This is a genomic window from Mycobacterium sp. 1081908.1 (assembly GCF_001673535.1).
Taxonomy (GTDB): Bacteria; Actinomycetota; Actinomycetes; order Mycobacteriales; family Mycobacteriaceae; genus Mycobacterium.
Genome location: NZ_LZLY01000094.1, coordinates 1 through 18,299, shown reverse-complemented (window position 1 = coordinate 18,299; position 18,299 = coordinate 1). Strand labels below are relative to the sequence as shown.

Genomic DNA, 18,299 nt, shown 5'->3' with positions numbered 1-18,299 from the left:
GCCGCTTGGCGACCGCCGCCTCCCGGGCCTCGTCGCGGGTGAGCAGGTGCCGGTGCGCGACCTCGTCGAGGTCCGCGCGCGACCGGTCGAGATCGACTGCGGCCGCGGAGGATTCGCCCTCGGCCCCGGCGCCCGCCCGGGTGAAGACCAGCAACGGATCGCCGGTCCCGACGACCTGGCCCGGCGCCACCAGGCTCCGGACCGTCCGCAGCGCGTCCGGCGCGGCGAGCACGTGTTGCATCTTCATCGCCTCGAGGACGACGAGCGGGGCGCCGGCGCCGAATGCCTCGCCCTCCGCGGCCGCAGTCGATCTCGACCGGTCGCGCGCGGACCTCGACGAGGTCGCGCACCGGCACCTGCTCACCCGCGACGAGGCCCGGGAGGCGGCGGTCGCCAAGCGGCACGCGCGCGGCCGGCGCACGGCCCGGGAGAACATCGACGACCTGGTCGACCCGGGCAGCTTCGTCGAATACGGCGCGCTGGCCATCGCCGCCCAGCGCAGCCGGCGCTCCGAGGAGGACCTGATCGCCAACACCCCGGCCGACGGGCTCGTCGCCGGCCTGGCGAGGATCGGGGGCGCCGAGGCCGTGGTCGTGTCGTACGACTACACGGTGCTCGCCGGGACGCAGGGCATGCGCAATCACGCCAAGACCGACCGCGTCTTCGAGCTGGCCACCCGAAAACGCCTGCCGGTGGTGCTGTTTGCCGAGGGCGGCGGGGGCCGGCCCGGCGACACCGACGTCGGCGGCGCCGCCGGGCTGGACGTGCCGACGTTCCGGATGCTGGCCGCGCTGAGCGGGCGGGTGCCGCTGGTGTCGATCGTCTCCGGGCGCTGCTTCGCCGGCAACGCCGCGCTGGCCGGGGTGTGCGACGTGATCATCGCGACCCCGGACGCCAACATCGGCATGGGCGGGCCGGCCATGATCGAGGGCGGCGGGCTGGGCGTGTACCCGCCGGAGGCGATCGGGCCGATCGACGTGCAGCGGCACAACGGCGTGGTGAGCCTGGTCGCCCGCGGCGAGGCGCACGCGGTGTCACTGGCCAAGCAGTATCTGTCGTACTTCGTGGGCCCGCCGACGGCCGACTGGGCGGCGCCGGATCCGCGGCTGGCCCGGCACGTGGTCCCGGAGAACCGATTACGCGCCTACGACGTGCACCGCGCGATCGAGTCGATCGTCGACGTGGGTTCGGTGCTGGAACTGCGCCCCGATTACGGCGTCGGGATCGTCACCGCGCTGGTACGCGCCGAGGGGGTGGCGTACGGGCTGATCGCCAACAGCACGCATCACCTCGGCGGCGCGATCGACGCGGAGGCGGCCGACAAGGCGGGCGACTTTCTCGCGCTGTGCGAGTCGTTCCGGCTGCCGGTGATCTCGCTGTGCGACACCCCGGGATTCATGGTCGGGCCGGACGCCGAAAAGGAGGCCGCGGTGCGCCGCTTCGGCCGGATGTTCATCCTCGGCGCGAGGCTGACCGTGCCGCTGGGAATGATCATCCTGCGCAAGGGTTACGGGCTGGGCGCGATGGCGATGGCCGGCGGATCCTTCCGCGCGCCACAGTTCACCGTGGCCTGGCCGACCGGCGAGATCGGCGGCATGGGGCTGGAAGGGGCGGTACGGCTCGGGTTCAGCAAGGAGCTCGCCGCCGAGGCGGACCCGCTCCAGCGCCAGCAGCTGTTCGACAAGCTCGTCGCGGCGGCCTACCAGCACGGCAAGGCGCTGCGGTCGGCCACCACCTTCGAGCTCGACGACGTCATCGACCCGGCAGACTCCCGGGCCTGGATCACCAGGCTGCCGGGAGGCTGACGGGCCGTGGGGTTATCCGTGGCCGGAGCCGCAGCCGACGCCCGGCAGGCATCCGGTGCCACCCGGCACGCCGCCCGGGCCGGCGAACTGACCGCCGGAGCCGCAGCCGACGCCCGGCACGCAACCCTGCCCGCCGGGGCCGCCGCCGGGCCCTTGGTTCTGGCCGCCCGACCCGCAGTTGCCGTTGGCGTCGCAGCCGCCGCCGCCCGGGTCGTCCTTGAACACGACGTGCGTCGGGGCCGAGGCGTTCGCGGCCGGACCAGCGGCGAAGACGTCGGCGGAGGCCGCCGGTGCGGCGGCGATCGCCGCGGCGACCGCCCCGGCCACGACCAGTGGTTTCATGAGAGTTAGTTTCGCTAACATGCGACTCGCATACCACGTGCACACGTGTACAAAACATCGCTAACGAAAATTATTGGGGCAGTCGACAGAAGGCGCATGATGACCTCACTGGATTTGACCGGACGGACCGCAATCATCACCGGCGCCTCGCGCGGAATCGGGTTGGCGATCGCCCAGCAACTGGCCGCCGCCGGCGCCGACGTGGTGCTCACCGCCCGCAAGCAGGAGGCGGCCGACGAGGCCGCGGCGCAGGTCGGCGCGAAGGCCGTCGGCGTCGGCGCGCACGCCGTCGACGAGGACGCCGCGCGGCGCTGCGTCGACCTCGCGCTGCAACGCTTCGGCAGCGTCGACATCCTGGTCAACAACGCGGGAACGAATCCGGCGTACGGCCCGCTGATCGAGCAGGATCACGCCCGCTTCACCAAGATCTTCGACGTCAACCTGTGGGCGCCGCTGCTGTGGACCTCGCTGGTGGTCAAGGCGTGGATGGGGGAGCACGGCGGGTCGATCGTCAACACCGCCTCGATCGGCGGCCTGCACCAATCGCCGGCGATGGGGATGTACAACGCCACCAAGGCCGCGCTGATCCACGTGACCAAGCAACTCGCGCTGGAACTTTCGCCGCGCGTCCGGGTCAACGCCATCGCGCCCGGTGTGGTGCGCACCAGGCTGGCCGAGGCGCTGTGGAAGGACCACGAGGATCCGCTGGCGGCGACGATCGCGCTCGGGCGCATCGGCGAGCCGGCCGACGTGGCGGGCGCTGTCGCCTTCCTGGTCTCGGACGCGGCGAGCTGGATCACCGGCGAGACGATGGTGATCGACGGCGGCCTGCTGCTCGGCCCCGCCCAGGGACATCAGGCCCAATGAGCACCACGGACGTCACAGCCGACCTGACCGCGCGGGTCCAGGCGCTGCTCGACGAGCACGACCCGGCCACCACCGAAGCGCGGGAATTCCTTGGCGCGCAGTACGATGCGGGCCTGGCCTGGGTCCACCTGCCGCAGGGCTTCGGCGGGCTGGGCCTGCCGCGGGACGCGCAGCAGCTCGTCGACGCGCGGCTGGCGGCGGCGGGCGCGCCGGTGGGCGGCACCGTGAAGAACTACATCGGCATGGGCATGGCGGCGCCGACGATCGCGGCGTTCGGGACCGACGAGCAGAAACGGAAGTTCCTGCGCCCGTTGTTCACCGGCGAGCAGATCTACTGCCAGCTGTTCAGCGAGCCCGGTGCCGGCTCGGACCTGGCCGGCGTGTCCACCCGCGCGGTCCGCGACGGCGACGACTGGATCGTCAACGGGCAGAAGGTGTGGACGTCGCAGGCCCAGCACGCGGACATGGCCATCCTCGTCGCGCGCACCGACCCCACGGTGCCCAAACACGCCGGCCTGACGTACTTCCTGTGCGACGTGACCCAACCCGGTGTCGAGATCCGGCCGCTGCGGCAGATCACCGGCGAGGCCGAGTTCAACGAGGTGTTCCTCACCGACGTGCGGGTGCCGGACGCGAATCGGCTCGGCCCGGAGGGCGGGGGCTGGCGCGTCGCGACCACCACGCTCAACAACGAGCGGGTCGCCATCGGCACGCGAGCCGGGATGCCGCGGGAGGGCGGCCACATCGGCAAGGTCGCCGGGGCCTGGCGACACGAGCCGGCGCTGCGCAACCCCGCCATGCACGACGAGCTGATGCGGCTGTGGGTCGAGGCGGAGGCCCTCCGGCTGACGGGTGAGCGGTCGCGCCAGCAGGCCAGCGCCGGGCAGCCCGGGCCGGAGGGCGCGGGCATGAAGGTGGCCTTCGCTCGCCTGGCCCAGGCGATCTCGGGGTTCGAGATCGAGCTGCACGGCGAGGCCGGCCTGGGCTACGACGACTGGACCATGCGCAGACCGGAGACGGTCGACCTGGTCGGCCGCGAGCCCGGATATCGCTATTTGCGGGCGCGCGGCAACTCGATCGAGGGCGGCACGTCCGAGGTCTTGCGCAACACCATCGCCGAACGAATCCTCGGCCTGCCGGGCGAACACCGGGTGGACAAGGACGTCGCCTGGAAGGACCTACCGCGGTGAGCGACCTCCTGTATTCCGACACCGAGGAGGCGTTGCGCGACAGCGTTCGTCACCTGCTCGCCGACCGGTGCCCACCCGAATCGGTGGTGCGAGCGTACGACCCGGTGCCACAAGACTTTTCGGACCTCTGGCGGACGCTGGCCGCCGACCTCGGGGTGGCCGGGCTGCTGGTGCCCGAGTCGCTTGGCGGCGCCGGTGCGTCGGCGCGCGAGGCCGCCGTGGTCATGGAGGAGATCGGGCGCGCGGTGGCGCCGGTGCCGTTCCTGTCCAGCGCGGTGCTTGCCACCGTGGCGCTGCTGCGCGCCGGCGACGCCGAGACGGTGGCCGCGCTGGCCGGGGGCGAGCTCACCGCGGCGCTGGTGGTGCCGCTGTCCACCGCGTCGGGCGATGCGGTGGCCGGCGTGAGCGCGGGTGGCGACGGCCTGAGCGGGCTGGTCGGCAGCGTCGCGGGCGCCGCCGAGGCCGACGTGCTGGTGGTGCCGGCAGCCGGGCCCAACGGGCTCGAGCTGCACACCGTGCCGCGCACCGCGGCGGGCGTGGAGGTTTCGCCCGTGCTGGCACTGGACATGACGAGACCGCTTGCCAGCGTTCGTTTTTCGGGGGCGGCGTCGTCACGGCTCGGGCCGGGGGACGCCGCGGTTGCCGAGGCGCTGCAGACCGGGGCGGCGCTGCTCGCGTCCGAGCAACTCGGCGTGGCCCAGTGGTGTTTCGACACCACGCTGGCTTATGTCAAGCAGCGCAAACAATTCGGGCGCGCGATCGGGTCCTACCAGGCGATCAAGCACCGGTTGGCGGATCTTTGGTTCGAGGTCGGCGCGGCGACGGCGGTGGCCAGGCACGCCGCCGACACGTGCGCCAGCGGCGTTGAAGACGCGGCCACCGCCGCCTCGCTCGCGCAGGCGTACTGCAGCGGCGTCGCCGTGCACGCCGCCGAGGAGTGCGTGCAACTGCACGGTGGCATCGGAATGACCTGGGAGTATCCGGCGCACCTATACCTCAAGCGCGCCAAGAGCGATCAGTTGGCGCTCGGCACCGCGTATCGTCACCGCGCCTTGTTGGCGAAGTTGGTGAACCTGCCGTCGTCGTGACGCCGGCCGTCGTTGGTGAGCCACAGCTCTTCGGTGCGGTCGTGGAAGGTGACCAGTGCGACGGTGTCGTCGCGGCGCCGCATCGCCGACTTGCTCATGCTGGCCAACACCATGTGCCCGTCCCTGTGCCGCAGCTCGACGAGGCGCTTGGCGCCCGTGCCGACCAGCGCGACCCAGCGATCGTCGGCCGGTAGGCAGTGGAAGATGTCTTCGAAGTTCATCGACGCGAGCTCGTCGGGCAGGTAGCCGACCATGTCGCAGAACGAACCGTTGGCGAACAGGATGGTGCCCAGGCGATCGACCGCCAGCGCCGGCGACGGCAGCCGATCCAAGACGACCAGCGCGGGCATCCGGTGCAGTTCGTCGATGGGCGGTTGATTGGGCGGCCTCGGGCTGCGGCGCTCAATTGGTCGGCCGTTGACGGCTGTGGAAATGTTCGCGATCACGGTACCCCCGTCGTCGCCCTGGCATTGTTCCCGCCCCGATGCGGGAAAGTCGCGCTAATTTTCTGAACGCGATGACAGCAAATAGTATGGGAAGCGCCGAGATAAGTCTATAGTTTGCTGACCGTATTAGCTATTTGTCGCGTGCCAAATTAGTTCGTGGCGTCACACACCGCATCGGTGGGATTTTTCCTAGCGCGCTTTATTAGCTGTGGGCCGGATTCCTGCCGGACCGCAATAACGACTCGCGTCTGCCCAGCAAACTTGCTCATGCCCCTTCGCTAACTCGATAAAAGTCTCGGTCACCGGCGGGGAGTTCCGGGAGCAACCGCCCGCGCCGGGATTCGCTAACTCCGGGCGAGCCCCGTTTCGCTCAAAGGGATCGAAACCATTTCGTCCGGCAACGAGCTCACCCGCCCGTCGCGGGCTCGCGGTGCGAGCGCCGCTGCTGCAGAGTGGCGAAATGCGCGTCTTGCTGTCGACCTACGATTCGCGCGGGGGCGTCGAGCCGCTGCTGGGCCTCGCGGTGCAGCTGCGGGCGCTCGGCGCGGAGGTCGGTATCTGCGCGCCGCCCGATGACGAGTTCGCCGAGCGGGCCGCCGGTTTCGGGGTGCCGCTGGTGGCATTCGGTGAGTCGGTGCGCGCCATGACGAGCGCGGCCGCGCCCCAGCCCGAGGCGTACCTGCGCCGGCACTTCGACGAGTTGATCGCCGCGCAGTTCGACATCGTCGCGGGCGCGGCCCAGGGATGCGACGCGCTGGTGGCCGCCGGCCTGCTGCCGGCCGCGGCCGGCGCCCGGTCGGCGGCCGAAAAGCTGGGCATCCGTTACGTTTACGCGAGCTATCACCCGACCAGCCTGCCGTCACCGCACCACCGGCCGCCCTCGTTCTGGAGCTGGCCGCTGCCACCGGGCGTGACCGACCACCGGGCGCTGTGGGACCTGGACGCGCAGAACGTGAACGCGCTCTTCGGCCCGACCCTGAATCGGCACCGCGCCGCGGCCGGCCTGCCTCCGGTGCACGACGTGCGCGGCTACGCCTTCACCGACCGGCCGTGGCTGGCGGCGGACCCGACGCTGGGCCCGTGGCCGGGGTCGACGGACCTCGACGTCGTCCACACCGGCGCCTGGATGCTGCGGGACACCCGCCCGCTGCCGGCCGAGCTGGTCGAGTTTCTGGACGCCGGCACGCCACCGGTTTACGTGGGCTTCGGCAGCATGCCGCTGCGCGGCCCGGCGGAGCTCGCTCTCGCGGCCGTCGAGGCGATCCGCGCGCAGGGCCACCGCGCGCTCGTCGCCCGCGGGTGGGCCGGCCTGGCACCGATCGACGACGGGGACGACTGCTTTGCCGTCGGCGAGGTCAATCAGCAGATGCTGTTCGGCCGAGTGGCGGCCGTCGTGCACCACGGCGGCGCGGGCACCACGACGACGGCCGCCGCCGCGGGCGCCCCTCAGGTGGTGGTGCCGCAGGGCGCCGACCAGCTGTATTGGGCGGGCCGGGTGGGCGACCTGGGGATCGGCACCGCGCATGTGGGAACGGCGCCCACCGCCGAGTCGCTGTCGGCGGCGCTCGAGCCGGTGCTGGCCCCGGAGGCCCGGGCGCGGGCGGGCGCCGTGGCACGCCTGATCCGCACCGACGGGGCGGCGGTGGCGGCGACCCTGCTGCTCGAGACGATCAGCCGGGAAGGGGCGGCCAGCCTAGCGCGGTAGCGCCGACCCGAAGACCTCCGTCATTGCCGCCCAGTGCCGTTCGGCGGCGGCGGGGTCGTAGGGCGGGTTGTCGGGGACCGCGAAACCGTGGCCGGCCGAATACCACTCGATGGTGTGCGCGACGCCGGCCGCCGTCAGCGCCTTGTCGAGTTGCTCGGCATGATCGGCGGTGAAGGACGCGTCGTTTTCGGCGCCACCCACGTACACCGTGGCGCTCATCCGGTCGGCCAGCAGGTGCGGGCTGTCCGCGCCGTCGCTCACCAGCCCGCCGCCGTGGAAGGACGCCGCGGCGGCGACGCGGTCCGGCAGGCGGCCCGCCACCACCAGCGACGTCCGCCCGCCCATGCAGTATCCGCACACGCCGAACCGGTCGCCGGTCACCTCAGGGCGGCCGGCCAGGTAGTCGAAGAACGCCCCGGCGTCGGCGGCCATCTTGTCCGGGGTGATGCCGCCGATCATTCCGAACAACCGCCTGCGCTCCCGCTCGTCGGTGAAGACGGTGGCCATGTCGAACGGGGCCCAGTCGCCGCTGCGGTAGTACACATCGGGAAGCAAGACGGCGTAGCCGAATCCGGCGAGCTTGACGGCCATCTCGTCGAAGGTGTCGCGCACCCCGCCGGCGTCGCAGTACATCACGACGCCGGGCCAGGGGCCGGGTCCCTCGGGGGTGAACAGTCCGACCGGGCAGGAGCCGTCGGGGGTGCTGACGCTGTCGGTGATCTTCGGCATGGCCTCCGTTCTACTCCGGTCCCCCCGACGTAAGCTGACCGCGTGCCGATCGCCACCCCCTACGAGGACCTGCTGCGCGTGGTCCTCGAGCGGGGCGCCGCCAAATCCGACCGCACCGGCACCGGTACCCGCAGCCTGTTCGGCCAGCAGCTGCGCTACGACCTGTCGGCCGGCTTTCCGCTGCTGACCACCAAGAAGGTGCATTTCAAATCGGTGGTCTATGAGCTGCTGTGGTTCTTGCGCGGCGACTCCAACGTCGCCTGGCTGCAGGAGCACGGCGTCACCATCTGGGACGAATGGGCAAGCGAGACGGGCGATCTCGGGCCCATCTACGGCGTGCAGTGGCGGTCGTGGCCGACGCCGACCGGCGAGCACGTCGACCAGATCAGCGCCGCCCTGGAGCTGCTGCGCACCGACCCGGATTCCCGGCGCATCATTGTCTCGGCGTGGAACGTCGGCGAAATCCCGCGGATGGCTTTGGCGCCGTGCCACGCGCTGTTCCAGTTCTATGTTGCCGACGGGAGGCTGAGCTGCCAGCTCTACCAGCGCAGCGCCGACCTGTTCCTCGGGGTTCCGTTCAACATCGCCAGCTACGCGCTGCTCACCCACATGATGGCCGCCCAGGCCGGCCTTTCGGTCGGCGAGTTCGTGTGGACCGGCGGTGACTGTCACATCTACGACAACCACGTCGAACAGGTGCGGACCCAGCTCGGCCGCGAGCCCCGGCCCTACCCGGAACTCGTTCTGGGGCATAGGGATTCGATCTTCGACTACACCTACGACGACGTCGTCGTGAAAAACTACGATCCGCACCCGGCGATCAAAGCGCCCGTCGCGGTATGACGCGCGTGGGCCTGGTGTGGGCTCAGTCGACGTCCGGTGTTATCGGGCGCGGCGGCGACATCCCGTGGCGGGTGCCCGAGGACCTGGCGCGCTTCAAAGAGGTGACCATGGGCCACACGGTGGTGATGGGCCGGCGGACCTGGGAGTCGCTGCCGGCCCGGGTGCGGCCGCTGCCGGGCCGGCGAAACGTGGTCCTGTCCCGGCGGTCCGATTACGTGGCCGAGGGAGCCGAGGTGCTCGATTCGTTGGAGGCCGCGCTGACCGAGCCGGAGGCGTGGGTCATCGGCGGCGAGCAGATCTACCTGCTCGGGCTGCCGCTGGCCGATCGCTGCGAGGTCACCGAGGTCGAAATCGACCTGCCGCGCGACGACGGCGACGCGCTGGCCCCGGTGCTCGACGAGTCGTGGTTGGGCGTGACGGGGGACTGGCAGGTCAGCCGCACGGGGCTGCGCTACCGGTTTCACACGTACCGTCGTCCGTGAGGGGTCGCGCCGACGGCGCCGACCGGGTGACCGACAGAGCCTGACATACTCGGGACTCGGGGGGTCGGTCTCACGGGTCTGAAAAAAGCATTTCCAGTAAGGGGGGAATTTGCAGTGATAACCGAACCCGCGAAGACGTTTCCGCGTGTGTTCAGGGGCTACGATGCGGCGGCGGTGGACGCGTCGATCGAGGCGTTGACCGCCAAGCAGCAGCTGCTGCTCAACGACGTCAGGAGCCTGGAGGCGCGGCTGACGCAAGCCGGCGACGAAGCGGCGGCGCTGCGCAAGGAGGTCGCCGTCCTCACCGACACCTCGCCCTCGCCCCACGCCGTGCAACTGCGGATGGCCAACATGCTGCGGCGCACGGTCGACGAGGTTTCCCAGCTGCAGGCCGAGGCGCGGGCCGAGGCGGACGCGCTGATCGCGTCGGCGGAGGCGGAGGCCGAGGCGTCGCGGCGAGAGCACGAGGAGCGGATGGCGCAGCTGACCGCGCGCCGGGAGACCCTGCAGGCGGATTACGACGAAAAGAAGAAGAAGCTCGAGGTCGAGCTGGCCGGCATGCGTGACGAGACCGAGCGGGCGATCGAGGAGGCGTGGCGCGACGCGCGGCGGGAGGCCGATCACTATCGCGAGCAGGCCCGTCGGGCCGCGGACGAGGCCAGCCAGCAGCGAATCAGGATCCTGGAGCAGCTGGAGCGGGTGTATCGCGACCTGGAACCCGTTCCGGCCGCCCTCGCGGCGGCGCACCAGGAACAGAAGGATTTGCCGGAGGCGAGCGTCGTCGTGCCGCTGGGCGAGAAAGTCGGCACGGGCTAAACCCGCGGTAGCGGTGCCGCGAAGGGCGGCCAAAACGCGGTATTCTCGGCGCCGTGCCGATCGGGAAACCCAAGCTGACCGCCGCCCAGGCTCGGCGCTTAGCCGTTGCGGCACAAGGGTTTAGCGCACCACGGCCCAACGGCCCGATCACCCGCGCGCATCTGAAGAGCCTGATATCGAGAATTCAAGTGCTGCAACTGGATTCGGTATCGGTGGCGGTGCGGGCCCACTACGCGCCGGTGTTCAGCCGGCTCGGGCCCTACGACCGCGAGGTGCTGGACCGCGCCGCCTGGTCGCATTCGGCGCGCTCGCCGCGGCTACTGGTCGAGTACTGGGCCCACGAGGCCGCGCTGATGGCCGTCGACGACTGGCCGCTGCTGCGCTGGCGGATGCGTCAATACCGGCACGGCCGGTGGGGCACCCACATCGTCAAGGCCAATCCCCAACTCGCCGAGGACATCCTCGCCGCCGTCGCCGAGCTCGGGCCCAGCACCGCCGGGCAGATCGAGGCGCATTTGGCTGCCACGCCGCGCCGCAAAAAGGGGACCTGGTGGACCCGCAGCGACACCAAGTGGGTCGCCGAGGCGCTGTTCGCCTCCGGCGCGCTCACCACGGCCACCCGGGTGGGCTTCGCCCGCCACTACGACCTGGTGGAGCGGGTGCTGCCGCCCCGCGTGCTGGCCCGAGAGGTCGACGACGACGACGCCGTCCGCGAGCTGACGCTGCGGGCCGCCACCGCGCTGGGCGTAGGCACCGAGGCCGACATCCGCGACTACTTCCGGCTGTCGGCCCAGCAGGTCAAGCCCGCGATCGCCGCCCTGCTGGCCGCCGGCGAGATCGAGCGCGTCGACGTCGACGGCTGGTCGGCCCCGGCGTACTTGCGGGCGGGCGCGACGGTACCGCGCTCCGACCGCGGCACCGCGCTGTTGTGCCCGTTCGACCCGTTGATCTTCTTTCGGCCCCGGATCGAGCGGCTCTTCAATTTTCACTACCGCATCGAGATCTACACCCCGGCCGCCAAGCGCCGGTACGGCTACTACGTGTGGCCGCTGCTGATGGACGGCCGGCTGGTGGCGCGGGTCGACCTCAAGGCCGACCGGGCCAGCGATTCCCTGCGCGTGTTGGGCGCCTTCGCGGAGCCGGACGTGCCGCGCGCCTCCGTCGCCGCGGCGCTGGCAGGCGAACTGGGATCGATGGCGTCGTGGTTGGGGCTGGGCGGGTTCGGCGTTGCCGGGCGCGGCGACCTGGCCGGTGAATTGCGCGCGGCGGCCAGGCGGGCCAGCTGATGAATGCGCTCGAGGACACGCTCTGGAAAGCCGCCGAAAAGCTGCGTGGGTCGGTTTCGGCCGGTGAGTACAAGGACGTGATCCTGGGCCTGGTGTTCCTGCAGCACGTCGCCGACGCGCAGTGGCGGACCCTGGTGGACACTGCGAAATCCCCGGACATCGGTCGGCTCGTCGACGACGCGATGGGTGCCGCGGGGCTGCCGCGGCGCTACGGAACCCTCGACCCGCGCCGGCTCGGTGAGCTGGTGGGCCTGCTCGACGGCGCGCGGGACGGCCGGCGCGCGCGGGACCTGCTGGGCGAGGTGTACGAGTACTTCCTGGGCAACTTCGCCCGCTCGGAGGGAAAGCGTGGCGGCGAGTTCTTCACCCCGCCCAGCGTGGTGCGGGTGATCGTCGAGGTCCTCGAACCGACCAGCGGCAATGTGTACGACCCGTGCTGCGGCTCGGGCGGAATGTTCGTGCGCACCGAGCAATTCATCGCCGAGCACGACGGCGACCCCGCGAAAGTCAGCATCTACGGCCAGGAGAGCATCGAGCAGACCTGGCGGATGGCCAAGATGAACCTCGCCGTGCACGGCATCGACGACGCGGGCCTCGCCCGGGGCGACACGTTCGTTCGCGACCAGCACGCCGGCGTGCAGATGGACTACGTGATGGCCAATCCGCCGTTCAACATCAAGGATTGGGCCCGCGACGAACACGACCCGCGCTGGCGCTTCGGCGTTCCGCCCGCCACCAACGCGAACTACGGCTGGATTCAGCACATCCTGTCCAAGCTGGCGCCTGGCGGGAAGGCCGGCGTGGTGATGGCCAACGGCTCGATGTCGTCGAACACGCTCGGGGAGGGCGACATTCGGGCGCGGATCGTCGAGGCCGACCTGGTGTCGTGCATGGTGGCGCTGCCCGCGCAGCTGTTCCGCAGCACCGGGATTCCGGTGTGCCTGTGGTTCTTCGCGCTCGACAAGGCCGACCGCGCCGGCCAGGTGCTGTTCATCGACGCCCGCGGGCTCGGCTACCTGGTGGATCGCGCGGAGCGCGCGCTGACCGACGAGGAGATCGTCCGCATCGGCGACACCTATCACGCGTGGTGCGGATCGGCGTCTGCCACCGCCAAAGGCATTGCCTACCAAGACGTTCCGGGTTTCTGCAAGTCGGCGTCGCTGGACGACATCCGGGCCGCGGGCTACGCGCTCACGCCGGGAAGTTATGTCGGCGCGGCCGCGGCCGACGATGACGGGGAGCCGTTCGACGCCAAGATCGCCCGGTTGACGGGCGACCTGGTGGCGGCGCTCGACGAATCCGCGCGGCTGGAGAAGCTCGTGCGCGAGCAGGTGGAGCGCCTGCGGTGAAGGCCAGGCTGGGCGACCACCTCGACTTCAGCAACGGGGCCGGCCCGCCGGCCCGAACGCCGGACGGCCGCTTCCGCGTCTATGGGGCGAACGGCGCGATCGGCTATGCGGCGCAATGCAATGCGGCCGGACCCCTGATCGTGCTCGGGCGCGTCGGATCCTATTGCGGCAGCCTGCGGTACTGCGATTCCGACGTCTGGGTCACCGACAACGCGCTGGTGTGCCGGGCCAAGGACCCGCGGGAGACGCGGTATTGGTATTACGCGCTGCACACCTGCGGGCTCAACGGGCACCGGGGCGGATCGGGGCAGCCGCTGCTCAATCAGACGATCCTGCGTGAGGTGTCCGTCTCGGCCGTCGCGGCGCCGCAGCGCCGCCGGATCGGCGAGGTGCTCGGCGCCGTCGACGACAAGATCGCCGCCAACGAGCGCGTGATCGTCGCCGCCGAGGGCCTGATGGTCGCGACCGCCCAGGCGGTCTCCGAGCGCGTGCCGCTGTCCGACCTGGCGGGCCGGTCGACGGAAGTCCTCGGTCCGCCGGAGTTCGACGACGTGGTGGCCCACTTCAGCCTGCCGGCGTTCGACGACGGCGCGAAACCGCGGCTCGTCGGCGGGGACTGCGTGAAGAGCGCCAAGTTCGTCCTGTCGGAGCCGTGCGTGCTGGTCGCGAAGCTCAATCCCAGGATCCCGCGCGTCTGGAACGTGCCGGGCCTGCCGCCGCAAATGGCTTTGGCCAGCACGGAGTTCGTCGTGTTGCGGCCCGTCGGCGTCGACACGTCGGCGCTGTGGGCGGCGCTGCGGCAACCCGACGTCGTCGCGACGTTGCAGCGGCGGGCCGCCGGGACGTCGGGCAGCCACCAGCGCGTGCAGGCGCGCGACCTGCTCGACGTTCGGGTCCGCGACGTGCGGCGGCTGGCCCCGGCGACGGCGCGGACGATCGCCGGGCTGGGCGCGCTGTGTCACGCGCGCCGCGCGGAATCCCTGCGGCTGTCCGCCTTCCGTGACGCGCTGCTCCCGCTGCTGATATCGGGTGAGGTGCGCGTCCGCACCCCACGTTAAGGTGGGCGCCGTGGCCGAGACCGCGCCGCTGCGCGTGCAACTGATCGCCAAGACGGAGTTCCTGGCGCCGCCGGACGTGCCGTGGACGACCGACGCCGACGGCGGCCCCGCGCTCACCGAGTTCGCCGGCCGGGCCTGCTACCAGAGCTGGTCGAAGCCCAACCCCAGGACCGCGACCAACGCCGGCTACATCGGGCACATCATCGACGTCGGGCATTTTTCGGTGCTCGAGCACGCCAGCGTGTCGTTCTACATCACCGGCATCTCGCGGTCGTGCACCCATGAGCTGATCCGACACCGGCATTTTTCCTACTCCCAGCTGTCGCAACGCTATGTGCCGGAGGGGGACTCGCGGGTGGTCGTCCCGCCGGGAATGGACGACGACCCCGAGCTGCGGCGCATCCTGACCGAGGCGGCCGACGCCAACCGCGCCACCTACGCCGAGCTGCTGGCCAAGCTGGAGGCCAAGTTCGCCGACCAGCCCAGCGCGGTGTTGCGCCGCAAGCAGGCGCGCCAGGCCGCCCGGGCGGTGCTGCCCAACGCCACCGAGACCCGCATCGTCGTCACCGGGAACTACCGCGCGTGGCGGCACTTCATCGCGATGCGCGCCAGCGAGCACGCCGACGTGGAAATCCGGCGCCTGGCCATCGAGTGCCTGCGCCAGCTCGTCGACACCGCGCCCGCGGTGTTCGCCGACTTCGAGGTCTCCACCCTTGCCGACGGCACCGAGGTCGCCACCAGCCCGCTGGCCACCGAGGCCTGAGCCGCGCGGCGGCTAATTGCGTTTGGTACCGCCAGGTAACCTGAAGACCGTGAGCACCGTCGGATTCGACGCCCCCGCCCGGTTGGGAACCCTGCTGACCGCGATGGTGACGCCCTTTGCCGCCGACGGCGCCCTGGACACCGCCGCCGCCGCGAACCTGGCAAAGCACCTGGTCGACGCGGGGTGCGACGGCCTGGTGATCTCCGGGACCACCGGCGAGTCGCCGACCACCACCGACGACGAGAAGCTCGAGCTGTTGCGCGTCGTGCTGGAGGCGGTGGGCGACCGGGCCCGCATCGTCGCGGGCGCGGGCACCTATGACACCGCTCACAGCGTGCGGCTGGCGAAGGCCTGCGCGGCCGAGGGCGCGCACGGGCTGCTGGTCGTCACGCCGTACTACTCGAAGCCGCCGCAGAGCGGGCTGATCGCGCATTTCACCGCCGTCGCCGACGCGACCGAGCTTCCCGTGCTGCTCTACGACATCCCGCCCCGCTCGGTGATACCGATCCAGACCGAGACCATCCGCGCGCTGGCCGCGCACCCGAACATCGTTGGGATCAAGGACGCCAAGGCCGACCTGCACAGCGGCGGCCAGATCATCGCCGAGACCGGGCTGGCCTACTACTCCGGCGACGACGCGCTGAACCTGCCGTGGCTGGCCATGGGCGCCGTCGGCTTCATCAGCGTGATCTCGCACGTGGCGGCCGGACAGCTGCGGGAGTTGTTGTCCGCCTTCGGCTCCGGCGACATGGCGACCGCCCGCAAGATCAACGTCGGCCTCGCACCGCTGTGCAACGCAATGGCGCGGCTCGGCGGGGTGACCATGTCGAAGGCGGGTCTGCGCCTGCAGGGCATCGACGTCGGTGACCCCCGGCTGCCGCAGATGCCGGCGACGGCGGATCAGATCGAGGCGCTGGCCGCCGACATGCGCGCGGCCTCGGTGCTCAGGTGAATCGGACGTGAACGAGGAACTCGCCCCACCGGGTCCCCTGGCTCCGGGCGGGTTGCGGGTCACCGCACTGGGCGGCATCAGCGAAATCGGCCGCAACATGACGGTTTTCGAGCACCTGGGCCGGCTGCTGATCATCGACTGCGGGGTGATGTTCCCCACCCACGACGAGCCCGGCGTCGACCTGATCCTGCCCGACCTGCGGCACATCGAGGACCGGCTCGAGGACATCGAGGCGCTGGTGCTGACCCACGCGCACGAGGACCACATCGGGGCGATCCCGTTCCTGCTCAGGCTGCGCCCCGACATCCCGGTCGTCGGGTCGAAGTTCACCCTGGCGCTGGTCGCCGCCAAATGCCGCGAGCACCGCATCAAGCCCGTCTTCATGGAGGTCACCGAGGGCCAGCGCAGCACGCACGGCGTGTTCCAGTGCGAATACTTCGCCGTCAACCACTCCATCCCCGACGCCCTGGCCATCGCCGTGCACACCGGCGCCGGGACCGTGCTGCACACCGGCGACATCAAGCTCGACCAGCTGCCGCTCGACGGCCGGCCCACCGACCTGCCCGGCATGTCCCGGCTGGGCGACGCGGGCGTGGACCTGTTCCTGTGTGACTCGACGAACTCGGAGATCCCCGGCGTCGGCCCCTCGGAAAGCGAGGTGGGCCCGACGCTGCACCGGCTGATCCGCGGCGCCGACGGCCGCGTGATCGTGGCGTGCTTCGCGTCCAACGTGGACCGGGTGCAGCAGATCATCGACGCCGCAGTCGCTTTGGGCCGGCGGGTTTCGTTCGTCGGGCGCTCGATGGTGCGCAACATGGGCATCGCCCGGGAGCTGGGTTTCCTGCGGGTGGAGGATTCCGACCTGATCGACATCTCCGCCGCCGAGATGATGGCCCCCGAGCGGGTGGTGCTGATCACCACCGGCACCCAGGGCGAACCGATGTCGGCGCTGTCCCGGATGTCGCGCGGCGAGCACCGCAGCATAACGCTCACGTCCGAGGACCTGATCATCCTGTCGTCGTCGCTGATCCCCGGCAACGAGGAGGCGGTGTACGGGGTCATCGACGAGCTGGCCAAGATCGGCGCCCGCGTCGTCACCAACCAGCAAGTGCGCGTTCACGTTTCCGGGCACGCGTACGCGGGCGAGCTGCTGTTCCTCTACAACGGGGTGCGGCCGCGCAACGTGATGCCGGTGCATGGCACCTGGCGGATGCTGCGCGCCAACGCCAAGCTGGCGGCGCGCGCCGGGGTGGCCGAGGACTCAATCTTGTTGGCGGAGAACGGCGTCAGCGTCGACCTGATGGCCGGCAAGGCCACCATCGCCGGCGCCGTGCCGGTGGGCAAGATGTTCGTCGACGGGCTGATCACCGGCGACGTCGGCGACATCACCCTGGGCGAGCGGCTGATCCTGTCGTCGGGCTTCGTCGCGGTGATCGTGGTGGTGCAGCGCGGCACCGGGCGTCCCGCCGCTGTGCCGCAACTGCTTTCGCGCGGCTTCTCCGAGGATCCCAAGGCGCTCGAGCCCGCCGTGCGCAAGGTCGAGGCGGAGCTGGAGCAGTTGGCGGCCGACAACGTGACCGATCCCGTCCGCATCGCCCAGGCCGTGCGCCGCACGGTCGGCAAGTGGGTCGGCGAAACCTACCGCCGGCAGCCGATGATCGTGCCGACGGTCATCGAGGTCTAAACCTCTCCGCGTAGGCCGACCATTCCAGCTGCGAGGCACCGAGTTGGCGCCCGGCGGGCCGCACATAGCGCTCCACCAGCTCGTCGGGACCGGCCTGCTCCATCAGCCGCCAGCCGTATTCGGCGATGAACCCGGCGACCTCGTCGGGCTCCAGGCCGAAGTGCCACAGCTGGTGGCGCTCGCGGACGTTGCGGTACAGCGTGCGGGTGCCATAGCGGTTGCCGCCGTCGATGAAGTCCCGCCGGACGTAGGTGAACACGAGCCGGCTGCCCGGCGCGGCGGCGCGCAGCCCCGCCAGGGTTCGCCGGACGCCGTCCTCGGTGAGGTACTGGGTGACGCCCTCCCAGACGAAGAAGGCCCGGTAGTCGGTTCGGTAGCCGTGCTCGGCCAGTGAGGTGAGCAGGTCGTCGCGCTCAAAGTCCAGCGCCACCAATCGAACCGACAGCGGCGGCTCGCCGAGCACCCGGCGCACGGTGTTGGCCTTGCGCGCGATGTTGACCGACTGGTCCACCTCGAAGACCGGGATGCGGGCCCGCCGGGTCAGCCGGTAGGCGAGCGTGTCCAGTCCGGCCCCGAGGATCACCACGGCGTCGATGTCGTCCAGCGCCGCCGAGATCTTGTCGTCGATGAAGCGCTTGCGGCAGGCCAGATTCGCCCACAGCCCGGGGCCGGTGAACTCCGACCCGCGGACCATCAGGCGCCGCGCCGGGCCCCACCGCGTCGCGCCGGTGAGCAGCCGCAACGGACGCGGCAGGAACAGCTCCGCGAGGTCGTCGTCCACCAGGCGACGCCCGGGCGGCTCGTTGTGCTCGACGGCGGCCAACACCATCGGTCCGAACGCGGTCTGCGCCGCGGGATTTCGCGCCATGGGCTACTTGTTCAGGAAGCCCGCAT

At 70.9% G+C, this 18,299-nt stretch carries 18 protein-coding genes and 1 pseudogene; 14 read left to right on the top strand and 5 right to left on the bottom strand.

What is annotated here, in order from left to right:
- Positions 1-247, bottom strand: a 247-nt coding sequence (locus tag A5655_RS27155; protein WP_369807213.1) for a hypothetical protein, incomplete at its 3' end; no start/stop codon positions are given.
- Between A5655_RS27155 and A5655_RS13685 the strand changes: the two are divergent.
- Positions 192-1,805 (top strand): annotated as a pseudogene (locus A5655_RS13685) (acyl-CoA carboxylase subunit beta); the annotation flags it as partial. The gene A5655_RS27155 and the pseudogene A5655_RS13685 overlap by 56 nt on opposite strands.
- A 12-nt stretch (positions 1,806-1,817) precedes the next feature.
- Here A5655_RS13685 and A5655_RS13680 read toward each other — a convergent pair.
- Positions 1,818-2,147 carry a PE-PGRS family protein gene (locus A5655_RS13680; protein WP_067010873.1) on the bottom strand — a complete coding sequence of 110 codons (330 nt, stop codon included), beginning with the start codon at positions 2,145-2,147 and terminating at the stop codon, positions 1,818-1,820.
- 99 nt (positions 2,148-2,246) lie between these two features.
- On the opposite strand from A5655_RS13680, the gene A5655_RS13675 reads away from it, so the two are divergent.
- The 3 genes from A5655_RS13675 to A5655_RS13665 are packed head-to-tail and all read left to right on the top strand — an operon-like array spanning position 2,247 to position 5,292.
- Entirely contained in the window at positions 2,247-3,014 is a 768-nt protein-coding gene (locus tag A5655_RS13675) for an SDR family oxidoreductase (RefSeq protein WP_067010879.1), read from the top strand.
- Positions 3,011-4,204: an acyl-CoA dehydrogenase family protein gene (locus A5655_RS13670; protein ID WP_067010872.1), complete on the top strand. Its 1,194-nt coding sequence runs from the start codon at positions 3,011-3,013 to the stop codon at positions 4,202-4,204. Before A5655_RS13675 ends, A5655_RS13670 begins: the two co-directional genes overlap by 4 nt.
- Positions 4,201-5,292, top strand: a complete 1,092-nt coding sequence (locus A5655_RS13665; protein WP_082978647.1) for an acyl-CoA dehydrogenase family protein — start codon at positions 4,201-4,203, stop codon at positions 5,290-5,292. The genes A5655_RS13670 and A5655_RS13665 overlap by 4 nt, the downstream gene beginning before the upstream one ends.
- On the opposite strand, the gene A5655_RS13660 is transcribed toward A5655_RS13665, so the two are convergent.
- Positions 5,247-5,738: a PAS domain S-box protein gene (locus A5655_RS13660; protein WP_369807212.1), complete on the bottom strand. Its 492-nt coding sequence runs from the start codon at positions 5,736-5,738 to the stop codon at positions 5,247-5,249. The two genes, A5655_RS13665 and A5655_RS13660, sit on opposite strands and share 46 nt — an antisense overlap.
- A 460-nt stretch (positions 5,739-6,198) precedes the next feature.
- On the opposite strand from A5655_RS13660, the gene A5655_RS13655 reads away from it, so the two are divergent.
- Positions 6,199-7,443, top strand: coding sequence for a glycosyltransferase (locus tag A5655_RS13655; protein WP_067010877.1), 1,245 nt, complete (start codon positions 6,199-6,201; stop codon positions 7,441-7,443).
- On the opposite strand, the gene A5655_RS13650 is transcribed toward A5655_RS13655, so the two are convergent.
- Positions 7,432-8,172 (bottom strand): dienelactone hydrolase family protein, encoded by a 741-nt coding sequence (locus tag A5655_RS13650; protein WP_067010866.1) that lies wholly within the window; start codon positions 8,170-8,172, stop codon positions 7,432-7,434. The genes A5655_RS13655 and A5655_RS13650 overlap by 12 nt on opposite strands.
- Positions 8,173-8,214: 42 nt before the next feature.
- Between A5655_RS13650 and A5655_RS13645 the strand changes: the two genes are divergently transcribed.
- The 9 genes from A5655_RS13645 (at position 8,215) to A5655_RS13605 (ending at position 17,405) form a co-directional block, all read left to right on the top strand.
- On the top strand, positions 8,215-9,015 hold the full coding sequence (locus A5655_RS13645) for a thymidylate synthase (protein WP_067010864.1): 801 nt from the start codon (positions 8,215-8,217) through the stop codon (positions 9,013-9,015).
- Positions 9,012-9,497 carry a dihydrofolate reductase gene (locus tag A5655_RS13640; RefSeq protein ID WP_067010862.1) on the top strand — a complete coding sequence of 162 codons (486 nt, stop codon included), beginning with the start codon at positions 9,012-9,014 and terminating at the stop codon, positions 9,495-9,497. The genes A5655_RS13645 and A5655_RS13640 overlap by 4 nt, the downstream gene beginning before the upstream one ends.
- Positions 9,498-9,611: 114 nt before the next feature.
- A complete protein-coding gene (locus tag A5655_RS13635; protein WP_067010860.1) occupies positions 9,612-10,313 on the top strand; it encodes a cell division protein DivIVA in 702 nt (233 codons plus the stop codon).
- Between the two features lie 59 nt (positions 10,314-10,372).
- On the top strand, positions 10,373-11,599 hold the full coding sequence (locus A5655_RS13630; RefSeq protein WP_067010876.1) for a winged helix-turn-helix domain-containing protein: 1,227 nt from the start codon (positions 10,373-10,375) through the stop codon (positions 11,597-11,599).
- Entirely contained in the window at positions 11,599-12,948 is a 1,350-nt protein-coding gene (locus tag A5655_RS13625) for an N-6 DNA methylase (RefSeq protein ID WP_067010859.1), read from the top strand. Before A5655_RS13630 ends, A5655_RS13625 begins: the two co-directional genes overlap by 1 nt.
- Positions 12,945-14,006, top strand: coding sequence for a restriction endonuclease subunit S (locus A5655_RS13620; RefSeq protein ID WP_067010858.1), 1,062 nt, complete (start codon positions 12,945-12,947; stop codon positions 14,004-14,006). Before A5655_RS13625 ends, A5655_RS13620 begins: the two co-directional genes overlap by 4 nt.
- A 10-nt stretch (positions 14,007-14,016) precedes the next feature.
- Positions 14,017-14,769, top strand: coding sequence for an FAD-dependent thymidylate synthase (thyX, locus tag A5655_RS13615; RefSeq protein ID WP_067010874.1), 753 nt, complete (start codon positions 14,017-14,019; stop codon positions 14,767-14,769).
- A gap of 49 nt (positions 14,770-14,818) precedes the next feature.
- Complete coding sequence (gene dapA, locus A5655_RS13610; RefSeq protein ID WP_067010856.1) at positions 14,819-15,721, top strand: 4-hydroxy-tetrahydrodipicolinate synthase; 903 nt, start codon at positions 14,819-14,821, stop codon at positions 15,719-15,721.
- A 7-nt stretch (positions 15,722-15,728) separates the two neighbouring features.
- The gene (locus A5655_RS13605) at positions 15,729-17,405 is read left to right on the top strand and encodes a ribonuclease J (protein ID WP_067010852.1); all 1,677 of its coding nucleotides are present in this window, start codon (positions 15,729-15,731) and stop codon (positions 17,403-17,405) included.
- Here the strand turns inward: A5655_RS13605 and A5655_RS13600 are convergent.
- Positions 17,392-18,273 carry an SAM-dependent methyltransferase gene (locus A5655_RS13600; protein ID WP_067010851.1) on the bottom strand — a complete coding sequence of 294 codons (882 nt, stop codon included), beginning with the start codon at positions 18,271-18,273 and terminating at the stop codon, positions 17,392-17,394. The genes A5655_RS13605 and A5655_RS13600 overlap by 14 nt on opposite strands.
- Positions 18,274-18,299 lie beyond the last annotated feature (26 nt).

Bases quoted from the DNA above. Each gene is read 5' to 3' on its own strand.
- A5655_RS13600 (WP_067010851.1), bottom strand. From the start codon at position 18,273: ATGGCGCGAAATCCCGCGGCGCAGACCGCGTTCGGACCGATGGTGTTG.
- A5655_RS13655 (WP_067010877.1), top strand. From the start codon at position 6,199: ATGCGCGTCTTGCTGTCGACCTACGATTCGCGCGGGGGCGTCGAGCCG.
- A5655_RS13625 (WP_067010859.1), top strand. From the start codon at position 11,599: ATGAATGCGCTCGAGGACACGCTCTGGAAAGCCGCCGAAAAGCTGCGT.
- A5655_RS13670 (WP_067010872.1), top strand. From the start codon at position 3,011: ATGAGCACCACGGACGTCACAGCCGACCTGACCGCGCGGGTCCAGGCG.
- A5655_RS13675 (WP_067010879.1), top strand. From the start codon at position 2,247: ATGACCTCACTGGATTTGACCGGACGGACCGCAATCATCACCGGCGCC.
- A5655_RS13650 (WP_067010866.1), bottom strand. From the start codon at position 8,172: ATGCCGAAGATCACCGACAGCGTCAGCACCCCCGACGGCTCCTGCCCG.
- A5655_RS13680 (WP_067010873.1), bottom strand. From the start codon at position 2,147: ATGAAACCACTGGTCGTGGCCGGGGCGGTCGCCGCGGCGATCGCCGCC.
- A5655_RS13640 (WP_067010862.1), top strand. From the start codon at position 9,012: ATGACGCGCGTGGGCCTGGTGTGGGCTCAGTCGACGTCCGGTGTTATC.